Source organism: Curvibacter sp. PAE-UM, from assembly GCF_001432305.1.
Taxonomy (GTDB): Bacteria; Pseudomonadota; Gammaproteobacteria; order Burkholderiales; family Burkholderiaceae_C; genus Hylemonella.
Map to the genome: position 1 here is coordinate 2,336,226 of NZ_KQ483358.1, position 19,586 is coordinate 2,355,811.

Genomic DNA, 19,586 nt, shown 5'->3' on the forward strand with positions numbered 1-19,586 from the left:
AGCCATGACGACCGCCCACTCCAACGTCCACACCGTGCGCGACTACCTGCAGGGCCTGCAGCAGCGCATCACCGAGGCCATTGCCGGCATCGACGGCAGCAGCTTCCTGGCCGATGCCTGGCAGAAGGAGCCGGGTGAACCCTTGCAGGGCCAGGGCCTCACCAAGATCCTGGAAAACGGCCCGGTGTTCGAGCGTGCCGGCTGCGGTTTTTCGCACGTCCAGGGCCCACGGCTGCCGCCTTCGGCCACCCAGCACCGGCCCGAACTGGCTGGTGCGCCTTTCGAGGCCATGGGCGTCTCGCTGGTCTTCCATCCGCGTAACCCCTATGTGCCCACGGTGCACATGAACGTGCGCATGCTGGCGGCCAAGGGCAAGGACGGGCAGGAGGTCTGCTGGTTTGGCGGCGGCATGGACCTGACACCCTATTACGGCTTCGAGGAAGACGCGGTGCATTTCCATACCGTCTGCCGCGATGCGCTCAAGCCCTTCGGCGAGGACAAGTACCCGCGTTTCAAGACCTGGTGCGATGAATACTTCTTCCTCAAGCATCGCAACGAGCAGCGCGGCGTCGGCGGTGTGTTCTTCGATGATTTCTCGGAGCTGGGCTTCGAGGGAAGTTTCGCCATGCTGCGTGCCGTGGGGGACGCCTTCCTGCCGGCTTACCTGCCCATCGTCGAGCGCCGCCAGCATCTTGACCACGGCGAGCGCGAGCGTGCCTTCCAGCTCTACCGCCGGGGCCGTTACGTCGAATTCAACCTGGTCTGGGACCGTGGCACGCATTTCGGCTTGCAGTCCGGTGGCCGTACCGAGTCCATCCTGCTGTCCATGCCGCCGCTGGTGAGCTGGTCCTACCAGCAGCAGCCTGCGCCTGGTACCCCCGAGGCTGAGCTCTACACCCGCTTCCTTCCCCGGCGCGACTGGATCACCATTTGAGCCTCCACAAAATCGGCATGTTCGGCGGCGCCTTCGACCCGCCGCATCTGGCGCACCGCGCCCTGGCCCAGGCCGCCATCGAACAGCTCCAGCTCGATGCGCTGTGCGTGTTGCCCACGGGCCAGGCCTGGCACAAGAGCCGGCCGCTCACCGCCGCCGCGCACCGGCTGGCCATGAGCCAGCTGGCGTTTGAGGGGCTGCCCCAGGTGCAACTGGACGACCGGGAAATCCGCCGTGCCGGCCCGTCCTACACCCTGGACACCCTGCGTGAACTGCACGCCGAAAACCCGCGGGCCGAACTCTATCTGGTCATGGGCAAGGACCAGGCCGATGTGCTGCCGACCTGGCGCCATTGGGAGGAGATTGTCCATCTTGCTATAATTTGTGTAGCTGACCGGGATCTTTTGACCGGCCAGGAAACCCGTTTTGTCCCCCCGCCCGAGATGGCGGGCCGTTTCTGCAAGCTGCAGATGCCGGCCATGGACATCAGCGCCACCGGCATCCGCGCCCGCGTCGCCAGCCAGCAGGGCATTGCCCCACTGGTCAGCCCCGCCGTTGCGCGCTATATTGAACAACATAATCTCTATCAAAGCACCTGATGACCACCGAAACCGCCGCCAAAAAAGACATCCAGAAACTCCAGCGCGCCATCATCGATGGCCTGGAGGACGTGAAGGCCCAGGACATCCAGGTGTTCAATACCGAGAAGCTCTCGGCGCTGTTCGAGCGGGTGATGGTGGCCTCGGGCACCTCCAACCGCCAGACCAAGGCGCTGGCGGCCAGCGTGCGCGACGCGGTGCGCGATGCCGGTTTTGCCAAGCCGCGCATGGAAGGTGAGGAGAACGGTGAATGGATCATCGTCGACTGCGGCGCTGCCGTGGTGCACATCATGCAGCCGGCCATCCGCCAGTACTACCACCTGGAAGACCTGTGGGGCGAGACGCCCATCCGCCTGAAGTTCGGTGCCGACAAGCCGGCGGCCAAGGTGGCCGAAAAGGCGCCGGCCAAGGCGGTCGCCCCTGCCAAGACCGGCAGCCTGCGCCGCGCCAGCGCGGCCAAGCAGGGTGTGGCTGAGGCCTATCCTTCGCGCGCCCAGCTGAAGAAGGCCGAGGAGAAGAAGGCGGCCGACCGCAAGAAGGCCGCGGGCAAGCCGGTAGCCAGGAAGACGGCTGCCGCCAAGGCACCGGCCCGCAAGGCCCCGGCCAAGACCCCGATCAAGACCGTCAAGGTGAATGCCACCAAGGCGCCGGCGAAAAAGGCAGCCGCCAAGACCGCCGCCAAACCGGCCAGCAGGACGACCAAGGCCCCGGCGAAGAAGACGGCGACCCGCAAGGCCCGGTGAAGCTGCTGATCGTCGCGGTCGGCCAGCGCGTGCCCGACTGGGCGCAGACGGCCTGGGACGACTACGCCAAGCGTTTCCCCCCGGAGTTGCGGGTGGAGCTCAAGGCCGTCAAGACCGAACCGCGCGGCTCCAGGACCGTGGAGCAACTGATGGCGGCCGAGCGCAAGCGCATCGAGGAAGCGATTCCCAAAGGCACCCGCATTGTCGCGCTGGACGAGCGCGGCACCACGCTGAGCACCATGGCCCTGGCGGCCAAGCTCAAGGACTGGCAGCTGGACGGTGACGACGTGGCCCTGGTCATCGGCGGCCCCGACGGGCTGGAGCCGGCGTTTCGCCAGGGCGCGCACGAACGCATCCGCCTCTCGGATCTGACCCTGCCGCACGCCATGGTGCGTGTGCTGCTGGTCGAGCAGCTCTACCGCGCCTGGTCCATCAACGCCAACCATCCCTACCACCGTGAGTGACTTTATCCACCTGGCGTCCCAGAGCCCGCGCCGCCGCCAGCTGCTCGAGCAACTTGGTGTGCGCCATGAACTTCTGCTGCCCGACGCGGACGAGGACGCCGAGGGCATCGAAGCGGTGCTGCCGGGCGAAGCCCCGGCCACCTATGTGCAGCGCGTGACCCAGCTCAAGCTGGATGCTGCCCTGGAGCGCCTCAAACGCCGTGGCCTGCCCGCAGCCCCCGTGCTGTGTTCTGACACGACCGTGGCCCTGGGGCGCGCCATCTACGGCAAGCCAGCGGATGCGGCGGATGCCCGGCGCATGCTGGGCGAGCTGGCCGGGCGCAGCCACCGTGTGCTGACCGCGGTGGCCATCGGCACGCCACGCCGGCGCGTGCAGGCCCTGAGCACCTCGCGCGTGACCTTCGCTCCCATGAGTCGCCAGCAGATCGCCGCCTATGTGACCAGCGGCGAGCCCATGGGCAAGGCTGGGGCCTATGCGGTGCAGGGCAGGGCGGCGGCTTTCATCTCGCATATCTCGGGCAGCTACTCTGGCATCATGGGACTGCCCATGCACGAGACGGCACAATTGCTGCAGGCGTTCGGCTTCAAGATATAAGACAACAAGCTGCCCATGCAAGAAGACATCCTGATCAACTGGTCGCCGCAAGAAACCCGTGTGGCCGTGGTGGAAAACGCCGCCGTGCAGGAGTTGCATGTGGAACGCGCCAGCGAGCGCGGCCTGGTGGGCAATATCTATCTGGGCAAGGTCTCGCGCGTGTTGCCCGGCATGCAGTCGGCCTTCATCGACATCGGCCTGGACAAGGCAGCCTTTCTGCATGTGGCGGACGTCTGGCATCCGCCGGCCGAAGGGGAGTCACTGAGTGCCTCGCGCGCGTCGCAGCCCCAGGTACCGATCGAAAAGCAGGTGTTTGAAGGCCAGGCACTGATGGTGCAGGTCATCAAGGACCCCATCGGCACCAAGGGCGCGCGCCTGTCCACCCAGGTCAGCATCGCCGGGCGCCTGCTGGTCTTCCTGCCGCAGGACGACCATATCGGCGTGTCGCAGAAGATCCCGCTGGCGCAGCGCGACGAGTTGCGTCAGCGTCTGCAGGCGCTGGTGGGAGAGCAGGGCGGCGGTTTCATCCTGCGCACCAATGGCGAGGATTCCAGCGACGCCGAGCTGGGCGAGGACATCGCCTACCTGCGCAAGACCTGGGCCCGCATCAAGGATGCCTCCACCCGACTACCACCCAAGTCCCTGTTGCACCTGGACCTGAACCTGCTGCAGCGCGTGCTGCGCGACCTGGTCAGCGAGCACACGGTGACCATCAAGGTCGATTCGCGCGAGCAGTACGAGGCCTTACACGCCTTTGGCATGGAGTTCATGCCGGCGGCGGTGGGCAAGCTGCAGCACTACAAGGGCGAACGCCCGATCTTCGACCTGTTCGGCATCGACGAGGAGATCGCCAAGGCCCTGGGCCGGCGCGTCGAGCTCAAGTCCGGTGGTTACCTGATCGTCGACCAGACCGAGGCGTTGACAACGGTCGACGTCAACACCGGCGGTTTTGTCGGTGCCCGCAATTTCGACGACACCATCTTCAAGACCAACCTGGAGGCCGCGCAGGCCATTGCGCGCCAGCTGCGCCTGCGCAACCTGGGCGGCATCATCATCGCCGACTTCATCGACATGACACGCGAGGACCACCGCGAGGCGGTGCTGGCCGAGTTCCGCAAGCAACTGGCGCGCGACCGCGTGAAGACGATGTTGGGCGGCTTTTCCCAGCTGGGCCTGCTGGAGATGACGCGCAAGCGCACACGCGAATCGCTGGCGCACATGCTGTGCGAACCCTGCCCGAGTTGCGAGGGCAAGGGCATCGTCAAGACGGCACGCAGCGTGGCTTACGACATCCTGCGCGAGATCCTGCGCGAGGCGCGCCAGTTCAATCCGCGCGAATTCCGGGTGGTGGCTGCGCCGCAGGTGATCGAGCTGCTGCTGGACGAGGAAAGCCAGCACATGGCGGGCCTGAGCGACTTCATCGGCAAGCCGATCTCCCTGCAGAGCGAAGCGGCCATGGGGCAGGAACAGTACGACATCGTCCTGCTCTGAACCGGGGTCTTCGAAACATGCGCATTGCCGTCATCAACCGCGTATTTTCCCGATCTGCCGGCGGTGCCGAGAGCTATTCGGTGGCCATCACGCAGCAGCTGGCAGCGCGGCACGAGATCCATGTCTTTGCGCAGGAGACGAACCAGCCGGTGCCCGGCGTCACCTACCACCGTGTGTTCTGCCTGGGCCAGAAGCCGCGCTGGGTCAACCAGCTGCTGTTTGCCATCGCCACCTGGTGGCGCACCCGCAAGGGTTTTGATGTGGTGCACTCGCATGAGAACACCTGGCACGGCCAGGTGCAGACCGTGCACGTGCGGCCGCTGCGCCACAACCTGCTGCACGGCCGCCGTGGCCTGAGCCGCGTGCTGCGCTGGCTCAAGGTGGCGATCAGCCCGCGCCTGCTTACCTACGTCTGGCTGGAGGCCGCAAGGTTCAAGCGCAGGCCCGGCCGGGCCATCGTGGCCACCTCCAAGGCGCTCATGCTCGAATGCGAACAGGCCTACCCGGCCAGTCGCAAGCGGCTGTCGGTGATCACGCCCGGCACCTATCTGCGGCAGGACACCATCACGCGGACCATGGCGCGCCGGCAGCTCGATCTGCCGTCCGAGGTGCCCTTGCTGCTGTTCGTGGCCAACGACTACAAGCGCAAGGGGCTCGATGCGCTGCTGCAGGCACTCGCCAAGCTGCCCGCCGAGGTGCACCTGGCCGTGGCCGGGAATCCGGCACCCATTGCACACTACCGGCAGCAGGCGGAAAAGCTGGGCGTGGCGACCCGGGTGCATTTCCTCGGATCGCTGGATGATCTCGTCCCGGCCTATCGGGCCGCCGACTGCCTCGCCCATCCGACGCTGGAAGACAGCTTTGCCATGGTGGTGCTCGAAGCCATGGCGCACGGCCTGCCTGTGGTGGTGAGCGGCCCGGTGCATTGCGGCATCTCGCGCGAGCTGCAGGACGGTCACGAGGCTCTGCTGCTGCACGACCCTCGCGATGCCCAGGCCCTGGCGCGCCTGCTGCGCTCCGTGCTCGACCAGCCGGCGTTGGCCGACCAGCTGCGCCAGCATGGCCTGGCATTTGCGCAGGCGCATACCTGGGAAAGCGCCACCCTACAATACGAAGCGCTCTACCAGCAAGCCGCTGCCCTATCCTGATGACAGAACCGACCCGGCAACGCTGGCTCATCCTGGCCCATGCCTTCAATATGGACGGCCGGGCCGCCAGCCAGACCATCACCGACAAGCTTCCGCATCTGCGCCGCGCCGGCATCGAGGTGGTGGTGCTCAGTGGCGTGTCGGGCACCCGGGACAGGGTGGTCGAACACCATCAGCTCTGGCCCGCGGGCCCGGCCGGCTTGCGCTTCGAATTGCGCCATGTGTTGCGCCGGCGCTTTGAAAATCGCGTCGTCTACCGCATCCTGATGACCCTGGCCTCGCTCGTGCTGCTGCCCGGCCTCATCCTCGAAAAGCTGCTGCGCCCGGTGGAAAGCTCCTGGTCCTGGTGGCTCAGTGCCTATGTGAAGGGCAGGGCGCTGGCCCGCCAGCAGCCTTTCGACCTGATCTATTCCACCGGTGGCGCCTTTGCGGCGCACCTGGCCGGCCGCGCCCTGAAAAAGGCGACGGGCACACCGTGGCTGGCCGAGGTGCACGACCCTTTGATCACACCAGGCAACACGCCGCACACGGCCCAGCAGAAGATGCAGGCACGCGTGGAAGGGCTGATCTGCCGGGAGGCCGATGTGGCCATCTGGTTCACCGAGCAGGCTCTGGCCAGCGCGCGGGCCCGCCACCCCGGGCTTGGTGAGCGCGGCAAGATGCTGTTGCCGGGCATCGACCCGCCGTTCGAAACCTTGCCGCCCTACCAGCCGGGCTCGAAATTCATCGTCGGTCATTTCGGTTCGCTGTCGGCGACACGGAACCTCGTGCCCTTCATCGAGGCGCTGGAGGCTTTGCAGCTACGTCGTCCGGACCTGGTGGCCGCCACCGAATTGCACGTCACGGGCGGCCCGCTGGATGCCGTCTCGGCGGCGAAGATCGAGCAGTCGCCGGTGCGCACCTGTGTCCGCCATCTGGGACGCATCGAAGCCGATCCCGCCACGGGCCAAAGCGGCCGCGAGCAGATCCTGCAACGCATGCGCGGCGTGGACGTGCTGCTGCTGCTGCACGGCGAAGAGCCGATCTGCGAGGAGTACATCCCCTCCAAGCTCTACGAATACCTGTGGATGCAGCGCCCCATCCTGGCCACGGTGCATCGCAATCCGCAGATGGCGGCCATGCTCCGCGGGGAAGGCCATGTGGCCGTGCAGACGGGCGGTTCTGGACAGGATGCGGGGACCGCCAGCCGTGAGCTCGCACTGGCGCTGGAACAGATGTACGAGCGCTGGCGTAGCCCCGGGCTGCCCGACAGCGGACACAGCAGCCCCTATACCACCCAGGCCGCCGTGGGCTGCTTGCTGGACTGGGCTACGCCACTTGTGAGGAGGCCTGCTTGAGTTCACCCCTGCTTTCCCTGGTGGTCCTGGGTTTTCGCAACTTCGATGTGACCACGCGTGCCTGCCTGGACTCTCTGGTCCCCTGGCTGGACGATCCCGAGATCGAAGTCCTGGTCGTCGACAACGGTTCGCCCGACGATTCGGCGCAGAAGACCGCCGCCTGGTGTGCGGCCCATCCGCAGGTCACCTGTCTGCTGAGCGAGAGCAACCGCGGTTTTGCCGGGGGCATGAACTGGGGCGCAGGGCAGGCGCGCGGCCGCTGGCTGCTGCTGGTCAACAATGACACGATCTTTCCAGCGCGCACGCTCGACGCCCTGAAGTCGGTGGTACGTGAAGCGCCTGCCGATGTGGCCATGCTCGGGCCGGTGACGAATGCTGCTGGCAACGGGCAACGCCTGTGGAAACCCGGTGCCACGCACGAGGACTGGCTGCAGGTCGGCCAGTGGCTGAACGAGAACCCGACGCACCAGCTCATGCCGGCCTACCGTTGCGATTTCTTCTGCATTGCCATCCGGCGCGATGCCTGGGACCGCCTCGGTGGCCTCGACCTCGATTTCGGCCTGGGCTATTACGAGGATTTCGATTTCAGCCTGCGCCTGTCCCAGGCCGGCTACCGCCAGATGATCACCGAGGATGTGTTCATCCTGCATGTGGGCAGTGCCACGTTCAAAGCCAGCCCCGCGGCGCGCGCCCTGATCAAACGCAACAAGTTGCTGCTGAAATCCAAGCATCCGGACGCGTGCTTCGAACACACACGCCTGGGCAATCTGGCGATTCTGCAGGCTTACCAGCGTCTGCGTGCAGAAGGTCGATGGACCCCCGGGCTACAGGCCCGGTGGCAGTTGCGTCATGGTGCACTGGTCGGTGATGCACCGCGCAGCTTGATCAAGAGATGGTTATGGAAACGCAGAATCAAGAACGTTCTCTGAGGGCGTCGGGGGTGGCCCCGGCTGCCTGGACCGGCCTGTTCGTTGCCATTTATCTGGCCGTGTTGCCGATGGCGGACACCATTGCCCTGCGCAACCTTGCGCTGGCATGCCTGCTCGTCTGCCTGGCTTGGCAATTCCGCTCCATTCGTGGCGAACTCAGGTTTGGCTGGCCCATCCTGCTGTGGGCCGCCTATCTGCTGCTCTTTCCGCTCATGGCCGATGATCACCAGACGGCCTGGAAAAGCCTGGGGGGACAGTGGGGCAGGGGATTGCTGGCCATGGTAGCCGGCGGTGGAGCCGCCGTGATCCTGAGCAGGAGACTCCCGGTTGGCAACATGCTTCTCGTATTGGGGGCGATCAGTGCCGCGCCGAACCTGGTGCATCTGGTCATGTTTGCCTGGAAGGCCGTCGAAGGCGGCAGCCTGCCCTGGGGGTATTGGGGGCGTGAAACGCATCATGCAGACCTGGGATACGCAGCGGGCCACGCGACGATCTTACTCATGGCGGCCTTCATGACCGGGGAGAAAAGGATTCGGTGGCTGGCGGTACTGCTCACGCTGGCAGCCGTAGCGAGCACCCTGGCGGCCCAATCCAGGGCGGGGGTCGCGTTTGCGGTGTTCGGCGCGATGCTGATCCTCGTGCCTTCGGTGCTTTTTCGGCCATTGCGGGATAACCGGCTGGTGTGGAGAACGTTCGGGCTTGGAGCCATGGGGGTGGTCGCCCTGTTTGTCTTTGCCTTTAACGTTGATCCAAGATGGCATAACCTGACCAGCGAGTTGCAGCCGGGCTTCCTGGGCCAGCCGGTTCAGATCGAGTGCGAGGGTGAGCCGGCCATTTCAGGCGCGGTATTGAACAAGTACGGTTCGCTGGATCGCGCGCCGTGGGCTGTCGAGGGGATCGTTCGCGGGGATGGCTCCAGGGTTGTGCTGCTGCGAGCCGGCATCGAACTGGCTGCCAGCCACCCTTGGGGCAGCGATGGCTCGCGTCAGGCGTTTCAGAAATTGCTGCAGCAGGTGTGCCCGGAGCCGGCGATCAGGATGGCGCATACCCATAACGGCTGGATCGATACGATGCTGGCCATCGGCTGGTTGGGAGCTGCACTCTATCTGGGAGTCTTGCTGGCCTATCTTCGGCAGGGATGGACCGGCTTGCGCAGCGATGGCCCGGTGAGGTCTTGGGGGCTGGTGCTCGTGGCACTGTCGGTATTCTGGATCGTTCGGGGGGGTACCGACTCGGTGTTCCGTGACCACATGCTCGAGATGCAGGGCTTCATGCTGGCCTTTGCGGCGAGTGCCATGCGCCTGTGCGGGCGGAGCAAGGCCTAGCGGTCAGATCCGCCCCAGGCGGCGGCGCAAGCGCCGGCCGATGCGAGAGGCCAGGTTGCCGCCTTCGCTGGGCCAGTCCATCTCTCGCTCCCACGCTGACTGGTAAATGACGCCGCTGTAGAGCTGGGACAGCTGCTCATCGCTGATGCCGGCACGCAGGTCGCGATCGAGCTGCCAAGCATAGTGATAGACCTTAAACAGGGGCTGGCAGGGCATGAGCTGAATGGCCCTGTATCTGAGCAGCGCTTCACCATACCAGTGTGATTCCACGGGAATGCGGACAATCGCCTCCTGGAAATTCAAGCCATTCGGGCGCAGATATTCTTCGGCCAGGCTTTCCCACACGGCACGATGCCAGAGGAGGGGGAAAGGGCCGAAGCTATAAGTACGCCCTTGGCGTCCGAACTGGGCTTGTACTTTTCCGGCGTCATGCAGGAAAGCCTGCACGACATGCGGCTTCCCTTCGGAGAGCGCCGAGGCGAGAAACTCATGTCCTTCATCGATGACCGTGTAAGGCGTGCCATCTCCCAGGAGGTAGTCGCTCTGCTGGAACGGGCGGATGAAAAAGGCATCCGAGTCCAGGCACATGTAGGCATCTGCCAGATCCAGCCGCCAGAACTCGGATTTGATGATCTGCTGTGATATGTGGCCAGGCAAGGCACGCACAGCCGCTGGATCCATCTGACGGTTCCGGGCGATGATCGATTCATCATCGAGGACCTCGACCTTCAGTCCTGCCAGTTCCCGGCGGAAGAGTTGAGTGTCTTTCGCAGGCACGGAGACATAGCAGGGGATGCTGTCCGCGTTGAAGCGTTCAATCGACTGGACGAGTCGCTGAACTCGCCTCAGGTCGGTCCGGTAACTTTTGCAATAGAGCGCCAGTGGAGCGGTCATATGGACGGCCTTGAGCCCGGACTAAAAGCCCAGAATGAAGCCGGCCAGCGCCGCCGTACCAGCCTTGTTTTGCCGGTCGATGGCCTCCTCGTATGCCTTGAGTTGCACCGGGTCGAAAACGGACAGGTCATGCGTCACGACGTAAGATTTTTCGTCCAGCAGCGGGATGCCGGCCTTGTGCTGTTCGCTTGCCAGGAAATCGTCGATGGTTCCCTCGAAGTGCACGCGCCGGACGGTCAGGCCGCATTTCTGTGCGAACAGCTTCATGGACTTGACGCTGAAGATGTAGATGTGGCGTGGTGCATCCAGCGACCACCAGTACTTGCCGTACTGTTCCGAGATTTCAGAACCGGAGACGGGCAGGCGCACGAGAATTTCCCCGCCGGGTTTCAGAAACTTGGAAGCCCCGATCAGGTCGTCCGCCGGTGTGGGGGAATGCTCCAGCGCGTGGTTGAACATGATGAGGTCGAAGGTCTCGCCGGCAAAGCGCTGCCCCAGTTCAGCGATGGACGCCTTGAAGACCCGGGCGCCATTGCGATAGGCGATGTCCTGGGGGACAAAGGGGTCGATGCCGACCACCTTGTGGATACCCATGTCGGCCAGCTCATGCAGCAGCTCGCCGGTTCCGCTGCCGATCTCGAGGATGGACATGTCCCGGCGTAGCTGGGTGTGGCGCGACAGGTGATTGACCGGACAAGGCCTGGCCCGTGCCAGCCAACGGCCCACCACACCCGTTCCGAAGTAGTAGTACTCGTTGCGCAGGCGGCGCTTGAGCTGGCGCAGGCGTGCCGAGATGTTCTCCGGCTCCTTGTACTGGAAGGAGTAATAGGACTTCGGGTAGTACTTGCCGTAGTCGTCCAGCTTCTCCGGCTGATAGGTCGAACCGCAGTCCTCGCAGTGCACGTAGCGGAAAGGGCCATCGCGGCCATGCATCATTTCCATGGGATGCAGCTCGGAGAGCCGGCTGGAGCCGCAAATCTCGCAGGATGTCCCCGTCGGGGTGAGCGATGGATGGTTGGGGGTGCTCATGGGTGTGATGATGTCGCGGGGTCAGCCGCGCCGGTCTTCGTAGGTCGTGCCGATTTTCAGGGCGAAGTGCAGCAGATGCGTCGCCTGTGCCACCAGCACCCGGCGCAGGGTCATTGGGTCGTCGCCCGCATGCATGCGGCCGCGTCGTGTCGTGGTGGCCGTGACGTAGCCGGCTTCCCGGGCCATCTGGCTATGCTCGGCACCGAAGCGGCCATAGGGATAGCAGAAGTGCCGCACTTCGCAACCCAGGGTGTTTTCCAGTTCGCGCCTGGAGCCGGCGATCTCCTCGCGTGCCTGGTCGGCGCTGGCCTGGTTCAGGTCGGCATGCGTGCGGGTGTGGGAGCCTATGTCCATGCCGCCGGCCAGCCAGGCCCGCCAGTCGGCCTCGGTCATCAGTGGCTTTTCGGCCACCAGGCCGTGGTCCCAGCTGTTGGTGCCGCCGATCATGCTGCTCACGGCATAGCAGGTGGCCGTGAAGCCATGCTTGCGCAGGACGGGCAGAGCGTGATGCAGATTGTTCTGGTAGCCATCGTCGAAGGTGATGCCCACGACCCGGCCCTGTTTTTCACCCTTGAGGTAGGGCTCCAGATCGCGCATGGACAGGCCACGGTATCCCAGCAGTCGAAGCAGCCACATTTGCCGGTTGAAAGAGCCTGGCGAGACCACCAGCCCGCGCAGCGGCGTGCCGCTGGGTGGCGGCACGTCGATCTGGTGGTACATGAGGATGGGGATGTTCATGTCTGTACGCGGATCAGGTTGGCGTAATAGCCGCTGGCGGCCTGCAGCTCGGCGTGGGTGCCGCTTTCGACGATGCGGCCCTGGTCCAGCACGAGGATGCGATCGGCGTGCTCGATGGTGCTCAGGCGGTGGGCGATGACCAGTGTCGTGCGGTCTTTCATCAATACCGCCAGCGCGGCCTGGACCTGTCGTTCGCTCTCGGTGTCCAGGGCCGATGTGGCTTCGTCCAGGATCAGGATGGGTGCATTCTTCAGCAGGGCGCGTGCAATGGCGATGCGCTGGCGCTGTCCGCCTGACAGGCGGGCGCCGTTCTCGCCGATCATGGTGTCCAGCCCGTCGGGCAGTTGTTCGATGAACTCCCAGGCGTGGGCGGCGCGTGCGGCCCGGATCACGTCGTCCCGGCTGTGGGTGCCCAGCGTGCCGTAGGCGATATTGGCTTCCACAGAGTCGTTGAACAGGACCACGTCCTGGCTGACGAGGGCGATGTTCTGGCGCAGGCTCAGCAAGGTGAGGTCCTGGATGTCGATCCCGTCCACCAGTATCCTGCCGCTGCTGACATGGTAGAAGCGGGGAATCAACGCGCTGATGGTGGTCTTGCCACCCCCCGAAGCGCCGACCAGGGCGACGGTCTGGCCGGCAGCAACGGTGAAGCTGATGTCGTTCAGGGCCAGACGTTCGGCGCCCGGATAGCTGAAGCGCACGCCTTCAAAGGTGATGTCTCCACGGGCATGCCCCAGCGGTCGATGGCCACCATCCGATTCTTCCGGCATGTCGAGCAGGTCGAAGACGCTTTCGGCGGCCGCCAATCCCTTTTGCAGCGTGGTGCTGATGGTCGTCAGCTGCTTGAGAGGGGAGATCAGCAGCAGCATCGCCGTGATGAAGGACACAAAACCGCCGGCAGAGGCGCCGGCCTTGCCGGTGGTCTGGCTCAAGGCAAGGTAGGTGATGACAGCCACGGCGATGGCGGCCGCGATATGGGTGATGGGGGTGGTGGCCGAGGCGGGAATGGCTTCGCGCATCTGGGCGCGACGGAACTGCTCGGTGGCATCCTCGAATCGCCGCGCCTGATGGATCTGTCCGCCGAAGATCTTCACGACCTTGTGCGCTTTGGCTGACTCCTCGATGGTGTGCGAGATGAGCCGCATCGATTGCAGGCTTTTCTGGCTGGCCGCGCGCATGCGCTTGCCGAAGGACTTCACCGTCAAGGCGATGACGGGTCCGATCGTCAGCGTGACCAGCGTCAGTTTCCAGTCCAGGTAGAGCAGGTAACCCAGCAGGGCCAGGGCCGTGAGCGATTCCCGCACCATGGTGACCAGGGCGCTGGTGGCCGCTTCCGATACGTGGCTCACGTCGTACACCAGGCGCGAGATCAGCTGGCCCGCCGAGTGCTGGTCGAAATGCTGCGTGGGCAGGGTGATCAGCTTGGCAAACATGGCGCGCCGCAGGTCGGTGACCACCCGGCTCGAAATCCACATCATCAGGTAACCGGTGAAGTAGACAAAGAGGCTGCGCACCAGAAAGAGCAGGACGATGCCCGTCGGGATGAGCCAGACCATGCGCGCATCATCCGTCTGGAATCCCCGGTCGAGCAGGTATTTCATGATGGCCGGGAAGACCGGCTCGGTGGCCGCCGTGGCGACCATGCCGACCACCGCCAGTGCGAAGGCTTTCCAGTACGGCCGCACATAACTCAGCAGCCGAAGGTACAGGGCGCGGTTGGTCGGGGGCATCAGGTTTTGCCTGCCGAGGACTTGGGCGCCTTCCAGGCCTCGCCCTTCTGCATCTCCAACGCTTTCACGTAGCGGTAGAAGGTGCCCTCGAAGTTGCCCAGCGCGATCATGAAGCCGGCCCAGCCATCCAGGAAGCCGAGCTTGAAGATGTAGTGCTTCACGAAAGACCAGATGCCGTGGGCCAGCGCCGATCCCATGGAGATCTTCTTGTGCACGACCTTCTCGGCGCCCAGGCTGGAGTAGCGGTTGGCCTTGTGCATGACCTCGGCCATGTTCTTGAAGGGAAACTGCCAGATGGCGTTCTTCAACGTGCCGAGAGGCTTGTCGCTGTGCAGCACATAGCCTTCGTGCACGGGCTTGAGGTCGTAGCTCATCGTGCCCTTGCGGAACAGCTGCGGCTGGCGGAAGTTGGGGTACCAGCCTGAGTGCCTGATCCAGCGGCCCATGAAGTAGTTGCGGCGCGGCACGCGCCAGACGTCCAGCGAGTTCGGGTCGTCGGCAATCGCCCGCACTTCGGCCGCCGCCTCGGGCGTGCAGCGTTCGTCGGCATCAACGCTGAAGATCCAGTCATGCGTGCAGGCCGCGATGGCCTGGTTGCGCAGGTCGCCGAAGCCCTTGAACACCACCTGCACGACCCGCGCGCCCATGCGGGTGGCAATGTCCTGCGTGCCGTCCGTGCTGTTGGAGTCGACCACGATGATCTCGTCCGCCCATTGCACGCTCTCGATCGTGGCCGCGACCTTTTCGGCCTCGTTATAGGCAATGATGTAGACGGAAATTTGGCTCATCGGGGGTGGTAGTATTCGGCGGCCCGCCAGCTTGGCGCGGACCTGTATCAGCCGTGTAGTCTAGTTCAAAATGAACCCCTCCGAGTCCGTTTCTGTGGTCGTCACCACCTACAACCGCAGCGATGCGTTGCTGGCGGTGCTGGCCGGGCTGGTTAGGCAGACCGACCGGAATTTCGAGGTGGTCGTGGCCGACGACGGTTCGCGTGAGGAGCACCGCCGGGCCATCCTTGATTCAGCCGTGGCGCGTGAACTGCGCCTGACGCACGTCTGGCATCCCGACGTCGGCTTCACCGCCTCGAAGGTACGCAACCGCGGTGTGGCGGCGGCAAAAGGGCCGTACCTCATCTTCATGGACGGCGACTGTGTGCCCGAGGTGGATTTCATCGCGCGTCACAAGCAGCTGGCTGCTCCCGGTCATTTCGTCAACGGCAGCCGTGTGCTGCTGTCGCCCGAACTCACACAGGCTGTGGTGAGCGGTGCAGAGCAGATCTGCGGCCGCGGTCGCCTGTACTGGCTGGGCCAGCGCCTGCGTGGCCATGCCAGCAAGCTCACCCACTTGTTGCGCCTGCCCGACTGGCGCGGTCGCGTCCACCCCGAGTTCTACTGGAAAGGCATCCGCAGCTGCAATATGGGCGTCTGGCGCAGCGACTACGAGCGCATCGACGGCTTCGACGAGTCTTTTGTAGGGTGGGGCCACGAGGATGCCGACTTCGTGCTGCGCCTGCACCATGCCGGCGTGGCACGCAAGAACGGCTTCTGCGCCACCGAGGTTTTCCACCTCTGGCACAAGGAAGCGGCTCGCGCGCAGGAGTCGCAGAACGCCCGCACGGTGCGCGAGCGGGCGCAGTCGGACATCGTGCGTGCGGCCTCGGGTTATGCTCAGGCCCGTCCAGATGACGATGTCGTCATGACGAGGCTGGGATAATGCAGAAAATGATGAGACGATACCTGCTGACTTTGATGATGCTGCTGGCCGCCTGGCCGGCCTATGCCCAGTTCCGGGTCGAAGTGTCCGGCGTAGGCCTGACGCAGTTGCCGATTGCCTTCGCCCCCTTCCGCGGCGAGGACGCGGCGCCGCAGAAGATCAGCGCCATCGTGCAGGCCGACCTGGAGCGTAGCGGCCAGTTCCGCAGCGTGCCGGCCCGCTCGGGCGCGCTGGACGAAAACGCCAAGCCCGATCTGGTGCCATGGCGCCAGAGCGGCGCCGATTCCCTGGTCGCAGGCAGCATCTCGCGCCTGGCCGACGGCCGTTATGACGTGCGCTTCCGCCTCTGGGACGTGGTGGCCGGGCGTGACTTGGGGGGGCAGAGTTACGCCATCAGCCAGGCCGATCTGCGTCTGGCCGCGCACCGCATCGCCGACTTCGTCTATGAGAAGCTGACCGGCGACAAGGGCATCTTTTCCACCCGCATCGCTTACGTCACCAAGGCCGACCAGCGCTACAACCTGTGGGTGGCCGATGCGGACGGCGAGGGCGCGCAGCCGGCGCTGACCAGCCCCGAACCCATCATTTCCCCGAGCTGGTCACCCGAGGGACGGCAGTTGGCCTACGTGTCCTTCGAGTCGCGCAAACCGGTGGTCTACGTCCACGACGTGGCCAGCGGCAAGCGTCGCCTGGTGGCCAACTTCCGCGGCTCCAACAGCGCCCCGGCCTGGTCGCCCGACGGGCGCAGCCTGGCCGTTACGCTGAGCCGCGACGGCGGTTCGCAGCTCTATACGCTGGACGTCACCACCGCGGGGAGCGAGCCGCGTCGCCTGACCCAATCGTCCAGCATCGACACCGAACCCACCTATTCGCACGATGGCAAGTTCATCTATTTCGTCAGCGACCGGGGGGGCAGCCCGCAGATCTATCGCATGCCGGCCGCGGGCGGCAACCCTGAGCGCGTGACGTTTACCGGCACTTACAACATTTCCCCCTCCCTGAGCGCCGACGGCCGCTGGCTGGCTTATATTTCCCGGGTGAGTGGCGCCTTCAAGCTCCATGTGATGGAGCTGTCCACCAGCAATGTCACGGCCCTGACCGAAACCAGTGCAGACGAGAACCCGAGTTTTGCCCCCAATGGCCGCCTGCTCCTCTACGCCACCAAGCAGCAGGAACGCGAGGCCCTGATGACCACCACGCTGGATGGGAAAATCAAGGCACGTCTGGCCGGGCAGGGCGGAGACATCCGCGAGCCCGACTGGGGCCCCTTCCAGAAAACACCCAACTGATTCCCTATCGATACCACAGGAGTAAAAAACATGTCGATGAAAAAACTCGCCCTGATCGGCGCCGTGACCTTGCTGATGGCAGGCTGCTCTTCCGTCAACCTGGACAATCCGCCGATCGATGACCGCTCCAGCGGTGCCGGGACCGGTTCCAGCAGCACGACGGTGGCGCAGACCTCGGTCACGCCGGTCGATGACGGCAAGTCCGCCCAGGCTGCGATCGCCAACGTCTCGCGCCTGGTCTACTTCGACTACGACAGCTATGTCATCAAGCCCGAGTTCCAGGCGTTGATCGACACCCATGCCCGCCATATCAAGGCCGACAAGAGCCGCAAGGTCGTGATCGAAGGCCACACCGACGAGCGCGGCGGTCGCGAGTACAACCTGGCCCTGGGCCAGCGCCGTGCCGAGGCCGTACGCCGCTCGCTGGGCCTGCTGGGCGTGGCCGACAGCCAGGTCGAAGCCGTGAGCTTCGGCAAGGAAAAGCCGGCCATGCAGGGCACGGGCGAGGCAGCCTGGTCCAAGAACCGTCGTGCCGAGATCAGCTACCGCTGATCGGGCGCCGGAGTCGCAGCGATGAACACGCGCACCCGCCTTGCAGCCCTGCTGCTGTGTGTCTGTGGCGTCACCGTGGCGCAGGCCGGTCTCTTCGACGACGAGGAGGCCCGCCGCGCCATCCTGGATCTGCGCCAGCGCGTGGACAGCGTGCGGCAGGATTCCGAAACGCGTTCAGCCGAGCAGGCCAGCCGCAGCACTGAAGAAAATGCCCTGCTGCGCCGCAGCCTGCTGGAGTTGCAGACCCAGATCGAGACCTTGCGCGCAGAGATGGCACGCCTGGTCGGGCAGAACGAACAGCTTGCGCGCGACGTCTCCGAACTGCAGCGCCAGCAGAAGGATCTGCTGGGCGGCTTCGACGAGCGCCTGCGCAAGTTCGAGCCCGCCAAGGTCACGGTAGATGGTCGTGAGTTCCTGGCCGAGCAAGCCGAGAAGCGCGACTACGATGCCGCGCTCGGGGTGTTTCGCAAGGGCGACTTTGCCGGTGCGCAGAACGCCTTCGTCGATCTGCTCAAGCGCTATCCGACCAGCGGTTACGCCCCCTCGTCCTTCTTCTGGCTGGGCAATGCCCAATACGCCACGCGCGACTACAAGGAAGCCATCCAGAACTTCCGCAACCTGCTGACCCAGGCGCCGGATCATCTGCGGGCGCCCGAAGCCGTGCTGTCCATCGCCAACTGCCAAGTCGAGCTCAAGGACGTCAAGGCCGCGCGCAAGACCCTGGAAGACCTGATCAAGGCTTACCCCCAGTCCGAGGCCGCCGCCGCGGCCAAGCAGCGCCTGCCGCGTCTCAAGTAGGGTTGCGCGTCCTGGCTTTAGAATCCGGGACATGCAATCCGCCGACATCTCGGCGCTCAACACCCTGGTGTTGAGCGCTTCTTTTCTTCTTTCCCTGCTTTTCGGCGCACTCGTTCAGCGCACCCATTTCTGCACCATGGGCGCCGTCAGCGACGTGGTCAATATGGGCGACTGGACGCGCATGCGCCAGTGGATCCTGGCCATCGGCGTGGCCATGGCCGGCTTTGCGCTGCTGGCCTATGCGGGCCTGATCGATCCGGCCAAGACCCTGCACGGGGGCAAACGCTGGCTCTGGCTGTCGGCGATCATCGGCGGCCTGCTCTTCGGCTTCGGCATGGTGCTGTCTTCGGGCTGCGGCAGCAAGACCCTGGTGCGTGTCGGCTCCGGCAACCTCAAATCCCTGGTGGTCCTGCTGGTCATGGGCCTGGCGGGCTTCGCCACCATGAAGGGCATCACCGCTGTGTGGCGCGTGGCCACCGTCGACCAGGTGGGTGTGGACTTTGCCGTCACGGCCAATCTGCCGCATCTGGCCGCCACGGCCCTGGGCCTCACGCCTACCCTGGCCACCTTGCTGCTGGGCCTGGGCCTGGGCGCGGCGCTGATCGTCTGGGCCCTGCTCGGCAAGGAGTTCCTGCGCGCGGACAACCTGCTGGCCGGCCTGGGTGTCGGGGGCATCATCGTCGCCATGTGGTGGGTCAGCGGCTCCCTGGGTCATGTGGCCGAGCATCCGCAAACCCTGGACGAGGTCTATCTGGCCACCAACTCGGGCCGCGCCGAAGCCATGAGCTTCGTAGCCCCCGTTTCCTATGCGCTGGATTGGCTGCTGTTCTACAGCGATACGAGCAAGGTGCTCACGCTGGGCATCGTCTCGGTCTTCGGCGTCATGGCCGGCTCCGCCCTCATGGCCCTGTGGACCCGCAGCTTCCGCTGGGAGGGCTTCGGCAGCACCGAGGACGTGGCCAACCATCTGGTGGGCGCCGTGCTCATGGGCGTGGGCGGGGTGACCGCCATGGGCTGCACCATCGGCCAGGGCCTGACGGGCCTGTCCACCCTGGGCCTCAACAGTCTGGTGGCTTTTGTGGCCATCGTGGCCGGCTCGGTCGCTGGCTTCAAGTACCAGATGTGGCGCCTGGAGCGCATGGCCTGACGTGACATCTGCTGTCATGGATGCTGAACGCCGCTTTGGCGGTCTGACCCGCCTCTATGGCGTGGCCGGCGCCCAGCGTATCCGTGCGGCCCACGTGGCCGTGGTGGGTGTCGGCGGGGGCGGCTCCCGGG

The 19,586-nt window shown here is 65.0% G+C and carries 20 protein-coding genes; 15 read left to right on the forward strand and 5 right to left on the reverse strand.

Features of this window, described 5'->3' with window-relative positions; all coding sequences use genetic code 11:
• Nucleotides 1–4 precede the first annotated feature (4 nt).
• The 10 genes from hemF to AO057_RS11360 are packed head-to-tail and all read left to right on the forward strand — an operon-like array spanning nt 5 to nt 9,565.
• On the forward strand, nt 5–934 hold the full coding sequence (hemF, locus tag AO057_RS11315; protein WP_057675947.1) for an oxygen-dependent coproporphyrinogen oxidase: 930 nt from the start codon (nt 5–7) through the stop codon (nt 932–934).
• Between the two features lie 17 nt (nt 935–951).
• Complete coding sequence (gene nadD, locus AO057_RS11320) at nt 952–1,533, forward strand: nicotinate (nicotinamide) nucleotide adenylyltransferase (RefSeq protein ID WP_057677267.1); 582 nt, start codon at nt 952–954, stop codon at nt 1,531–1,533.
• Entirely contained in the window at nt 1,533–2,276 is a 744-nt protein-coding gene (rsfS, locus tag AO057_RS11325) for a ribosome silencing factor (protein WP_057675949.1), read from the forward strand. The genes nadD and rsfS overlap by 1 nt, the downstream gene beginning before the upstream one ends.
• On the forward strand, nt 2,273–2,740 hold the full coding sequence (rlmH, locus tag AO057_RS11330; protein WP_057675951.1) for a 23S rRNA (pseudouridine(1915)-N(3))-methyltransferase RlmH: 468 nt from the start codon (nt 2,273–2,275) through the stop codon (nt 2,738–2,740). The genes rsfS and rlmH overlap by 4 nt, the downstream gene beginning before the upstream one ends.
• Entirely contained in the window at nt 2,733–3,335 is a 603-nt protein-coding gene (locus AO057_RS11335; protein WP_057675954.1) for a Maf family protein, read from the forward strand. The genes rlmH and AO057_RS11335 overlap by 8 nt, the downstream gene beginning before the upstream one ends.
• Before the next feature lie 15 nt (nt 3,336–3,350).
• Complete coding sequence (gene rng, locus AO057_RS11340) at nt 3,351–4,826, forward strand: ribonuclease G (protein WP_057675956.1); 1,476 nt, start codon at nt 3,351–3,353, stop codon at nt 4,824–4,826.
• 17 nt (nt 4,827–4,843) lie between these two features.
• On the forward strand, nt 4,844–5,974 hold the full coding sequence (locus AO057_RS11345) for a glycosyltransferase family 4 protein (RefSeq protein WP_057675958.1): 1,131 nt from the start codon (nt 4,844–4,846) through the stop codon (nt 5,972–5,974).
• Complete coding sequence (locus AO057_RS11350) at nt 5,974–7,311, forward strand: glycosyltransferase (protein WP_057675960.1); 1,338 nt, start codon at nt 5,974–5,976, stop codon at nt 7,309–7,311. The genes AO057_RS11345 and AO057_RS11350 overlap by 1 nt, the downstream gene beginning before the upstream one ends.
• A complete protein-coding gene (locus tag AO057_RS11355; protein WP_057675962.1) occupies nt 7,308–8,240 on the forward strand; it encodes a glycosyltransferase family 2 protein in 933 nt (310 codons plus the stop codon). Before AO057_RS11350 ends, AO057_RS11355 begins: the two co-directional genes overlap by 4 nt.
• Nucleotides 8,210–9,565 carry an O-antigen ligase family protein gene (locus tag AO057_RS11360; protein WP_168163367.1) on the forward strand — a complete coding sequence of 452 codons (1,356 nt, stop codon included), beginning with the start codon at nt 8,210–8,212 and terminating at the stop codon, nt 9,563–9,565. The genes AO057_RS11355 and AO057_RS11360 overlap by 31 nt, the downstream gene beginning before the upstream one ends.
• Nucleotides 9,566–9,568: 3 nt before the next feature.
• On the opposite strand, the gene AO057_RS11365 is transcribed toward AO057_RS11360, so the two are convergent.
• Genes AO057_RS11365 through AO057_RS11385 form a run of 5 tightly spaced genes read right to left on the reverse strand, consistent with a single transcriptional unit; the run spans nt 9,569 to nt 14,744 of the window.
• Complete coding sequence (locus tag AO057_RS11365; protein ID WP_057675966.1) at nt 9,569–10,459, reverse strand: DUF6492 family protein; 891 nt, start codon at nt 10,457–10,459, stop codon at nt 9,569–9,571.
• Nucleotides 10,460–10,480: 21 nt separating this feature from the next.
• The gene (locus AO057_RS11370; RefSeq protein ID WP_082605528.1) at nt 10,481–11,488 is read right to left on the reverse strand and encodes a class I SAM-dependent methyltransferase; all 1,008 of its coding nucleotides are present in this window, start codon (nt 11,486–11,488) and stop codon (nt 10,481–10,483) included.
• A gap of 21 nt (nt 11,489–11,509) precedes the next feature.
• Nucleotides 11,510–12,226, reverse strand: a complete 717-nt coding sequence (locus tag AO057_RS11375) for a polysaccharide deacetylase family protein (protein WP_205630019.1) — start codon at nt 12,224–12,226, stop codon at nt 11,510–11,512.
• A complete protein-coding gene (msbA, locus tag AO057_RS11380) occupies nt 12,223–13,956 on the reverse strand; it encodes a lipid A export permease/ATP-binding protein MsbA (RefSeq protein WP_057675970.1) in 1,734 nt (577 codons plus the stop codon). The genes AO057_RS11375 and msbA overlap by 4 nt, the downstream gene beginning before the upstream one ends.
• Nucleotides 13,956–14,744, reverse strand: a complete 789-nt coding sequence (locus tag AO057_RS11385; RefSeq protein WP_057675972.1) for a glycosyltransferase family 2 protein — start codon at nt 14,742–14,744, stop codon at nt 13,956–13,958. The genes msbA and AO057_RS11385 overlap by 1 nt, the downstream gene beginning before the upstream one ends.
• A gap of 70 nt (nt 14,745–14,814) precedes the next feature.
• Between AO057_RS11385 and AO057_RS11390 the strand changes: the two genes are divergently transcribed.
• Genes AO057_RS11390 through AO057_RS11410 form a run of 5 tightly spaced genes read left to right on the forward strand, consistent with a single transcriptional unit; the run spans nt 14,815 to nt 19,455 of the window.
• Nucleotides 14,815–15,669, forward strand: coding sequence for a glycosyltransferase family 2 protein (locus AO057_RS11390; protein ID WP_057675974.1), 855 nt, complete (start codon nt 14,815–14,817; stop codon nt 15,667–15,669).
• Nucleotides 15,669–16,958, forward strand: coding sequence for a Tol-Pal system beta propeller repeat protein TolB (tolB, locus tag AO057_RS11395; RefSeq protein ID WP_057675975.1), 1,290 nt, complete (start codon nt 15,669–15,671; stop codon nt 16,956–16,958). The genes AO057_RS11390 and tolB overlap by 1 nt, the downstream gene beginning before the upstream one ends.
• A 30-nt stretch (nt 16,959–16,988) precedes the next feature.
• Complete coding sequence (pal, locus tag AO057_RS11400; RefSeq protein ID WP_057675977.1) at nt 16,989–17,510, forward strand: peptidoglycan-associated lipoprotein Pal; 522 nt, start codon at nt 16,989–16,991, stop codon at nt 17,508–17,510.
• 21 nt (nt 17,511–17,531) lie between these two features.
• The gene (gene ybgF / locus AO057_RS11405) at nt 17,532–18,308 is read left to right on the forward strand and encodes a tol-pal system protein YbgF (RefSeq protein ID WP_057675979.1); all 777 of its coding nucleotides are present in this window, start codon (nt 17,532–17,534) and stop codon (nt 18,306–18,308) included.
• 31 nt (nt 18,309–18,339) lie between these two features.
• A complete protein-coding gene (locus AO057_RS11410; RefSeq protein ID WP_057675981.1) occupies nt 18,340–19,455 on the forward strand; it encodes a YeeE/YedE family protein in 1,116 nt (371 codons plus the stop codon).
• The last annotated feature ends 131 nt before the right edge of the window (nt 19,456–19,586 follow it).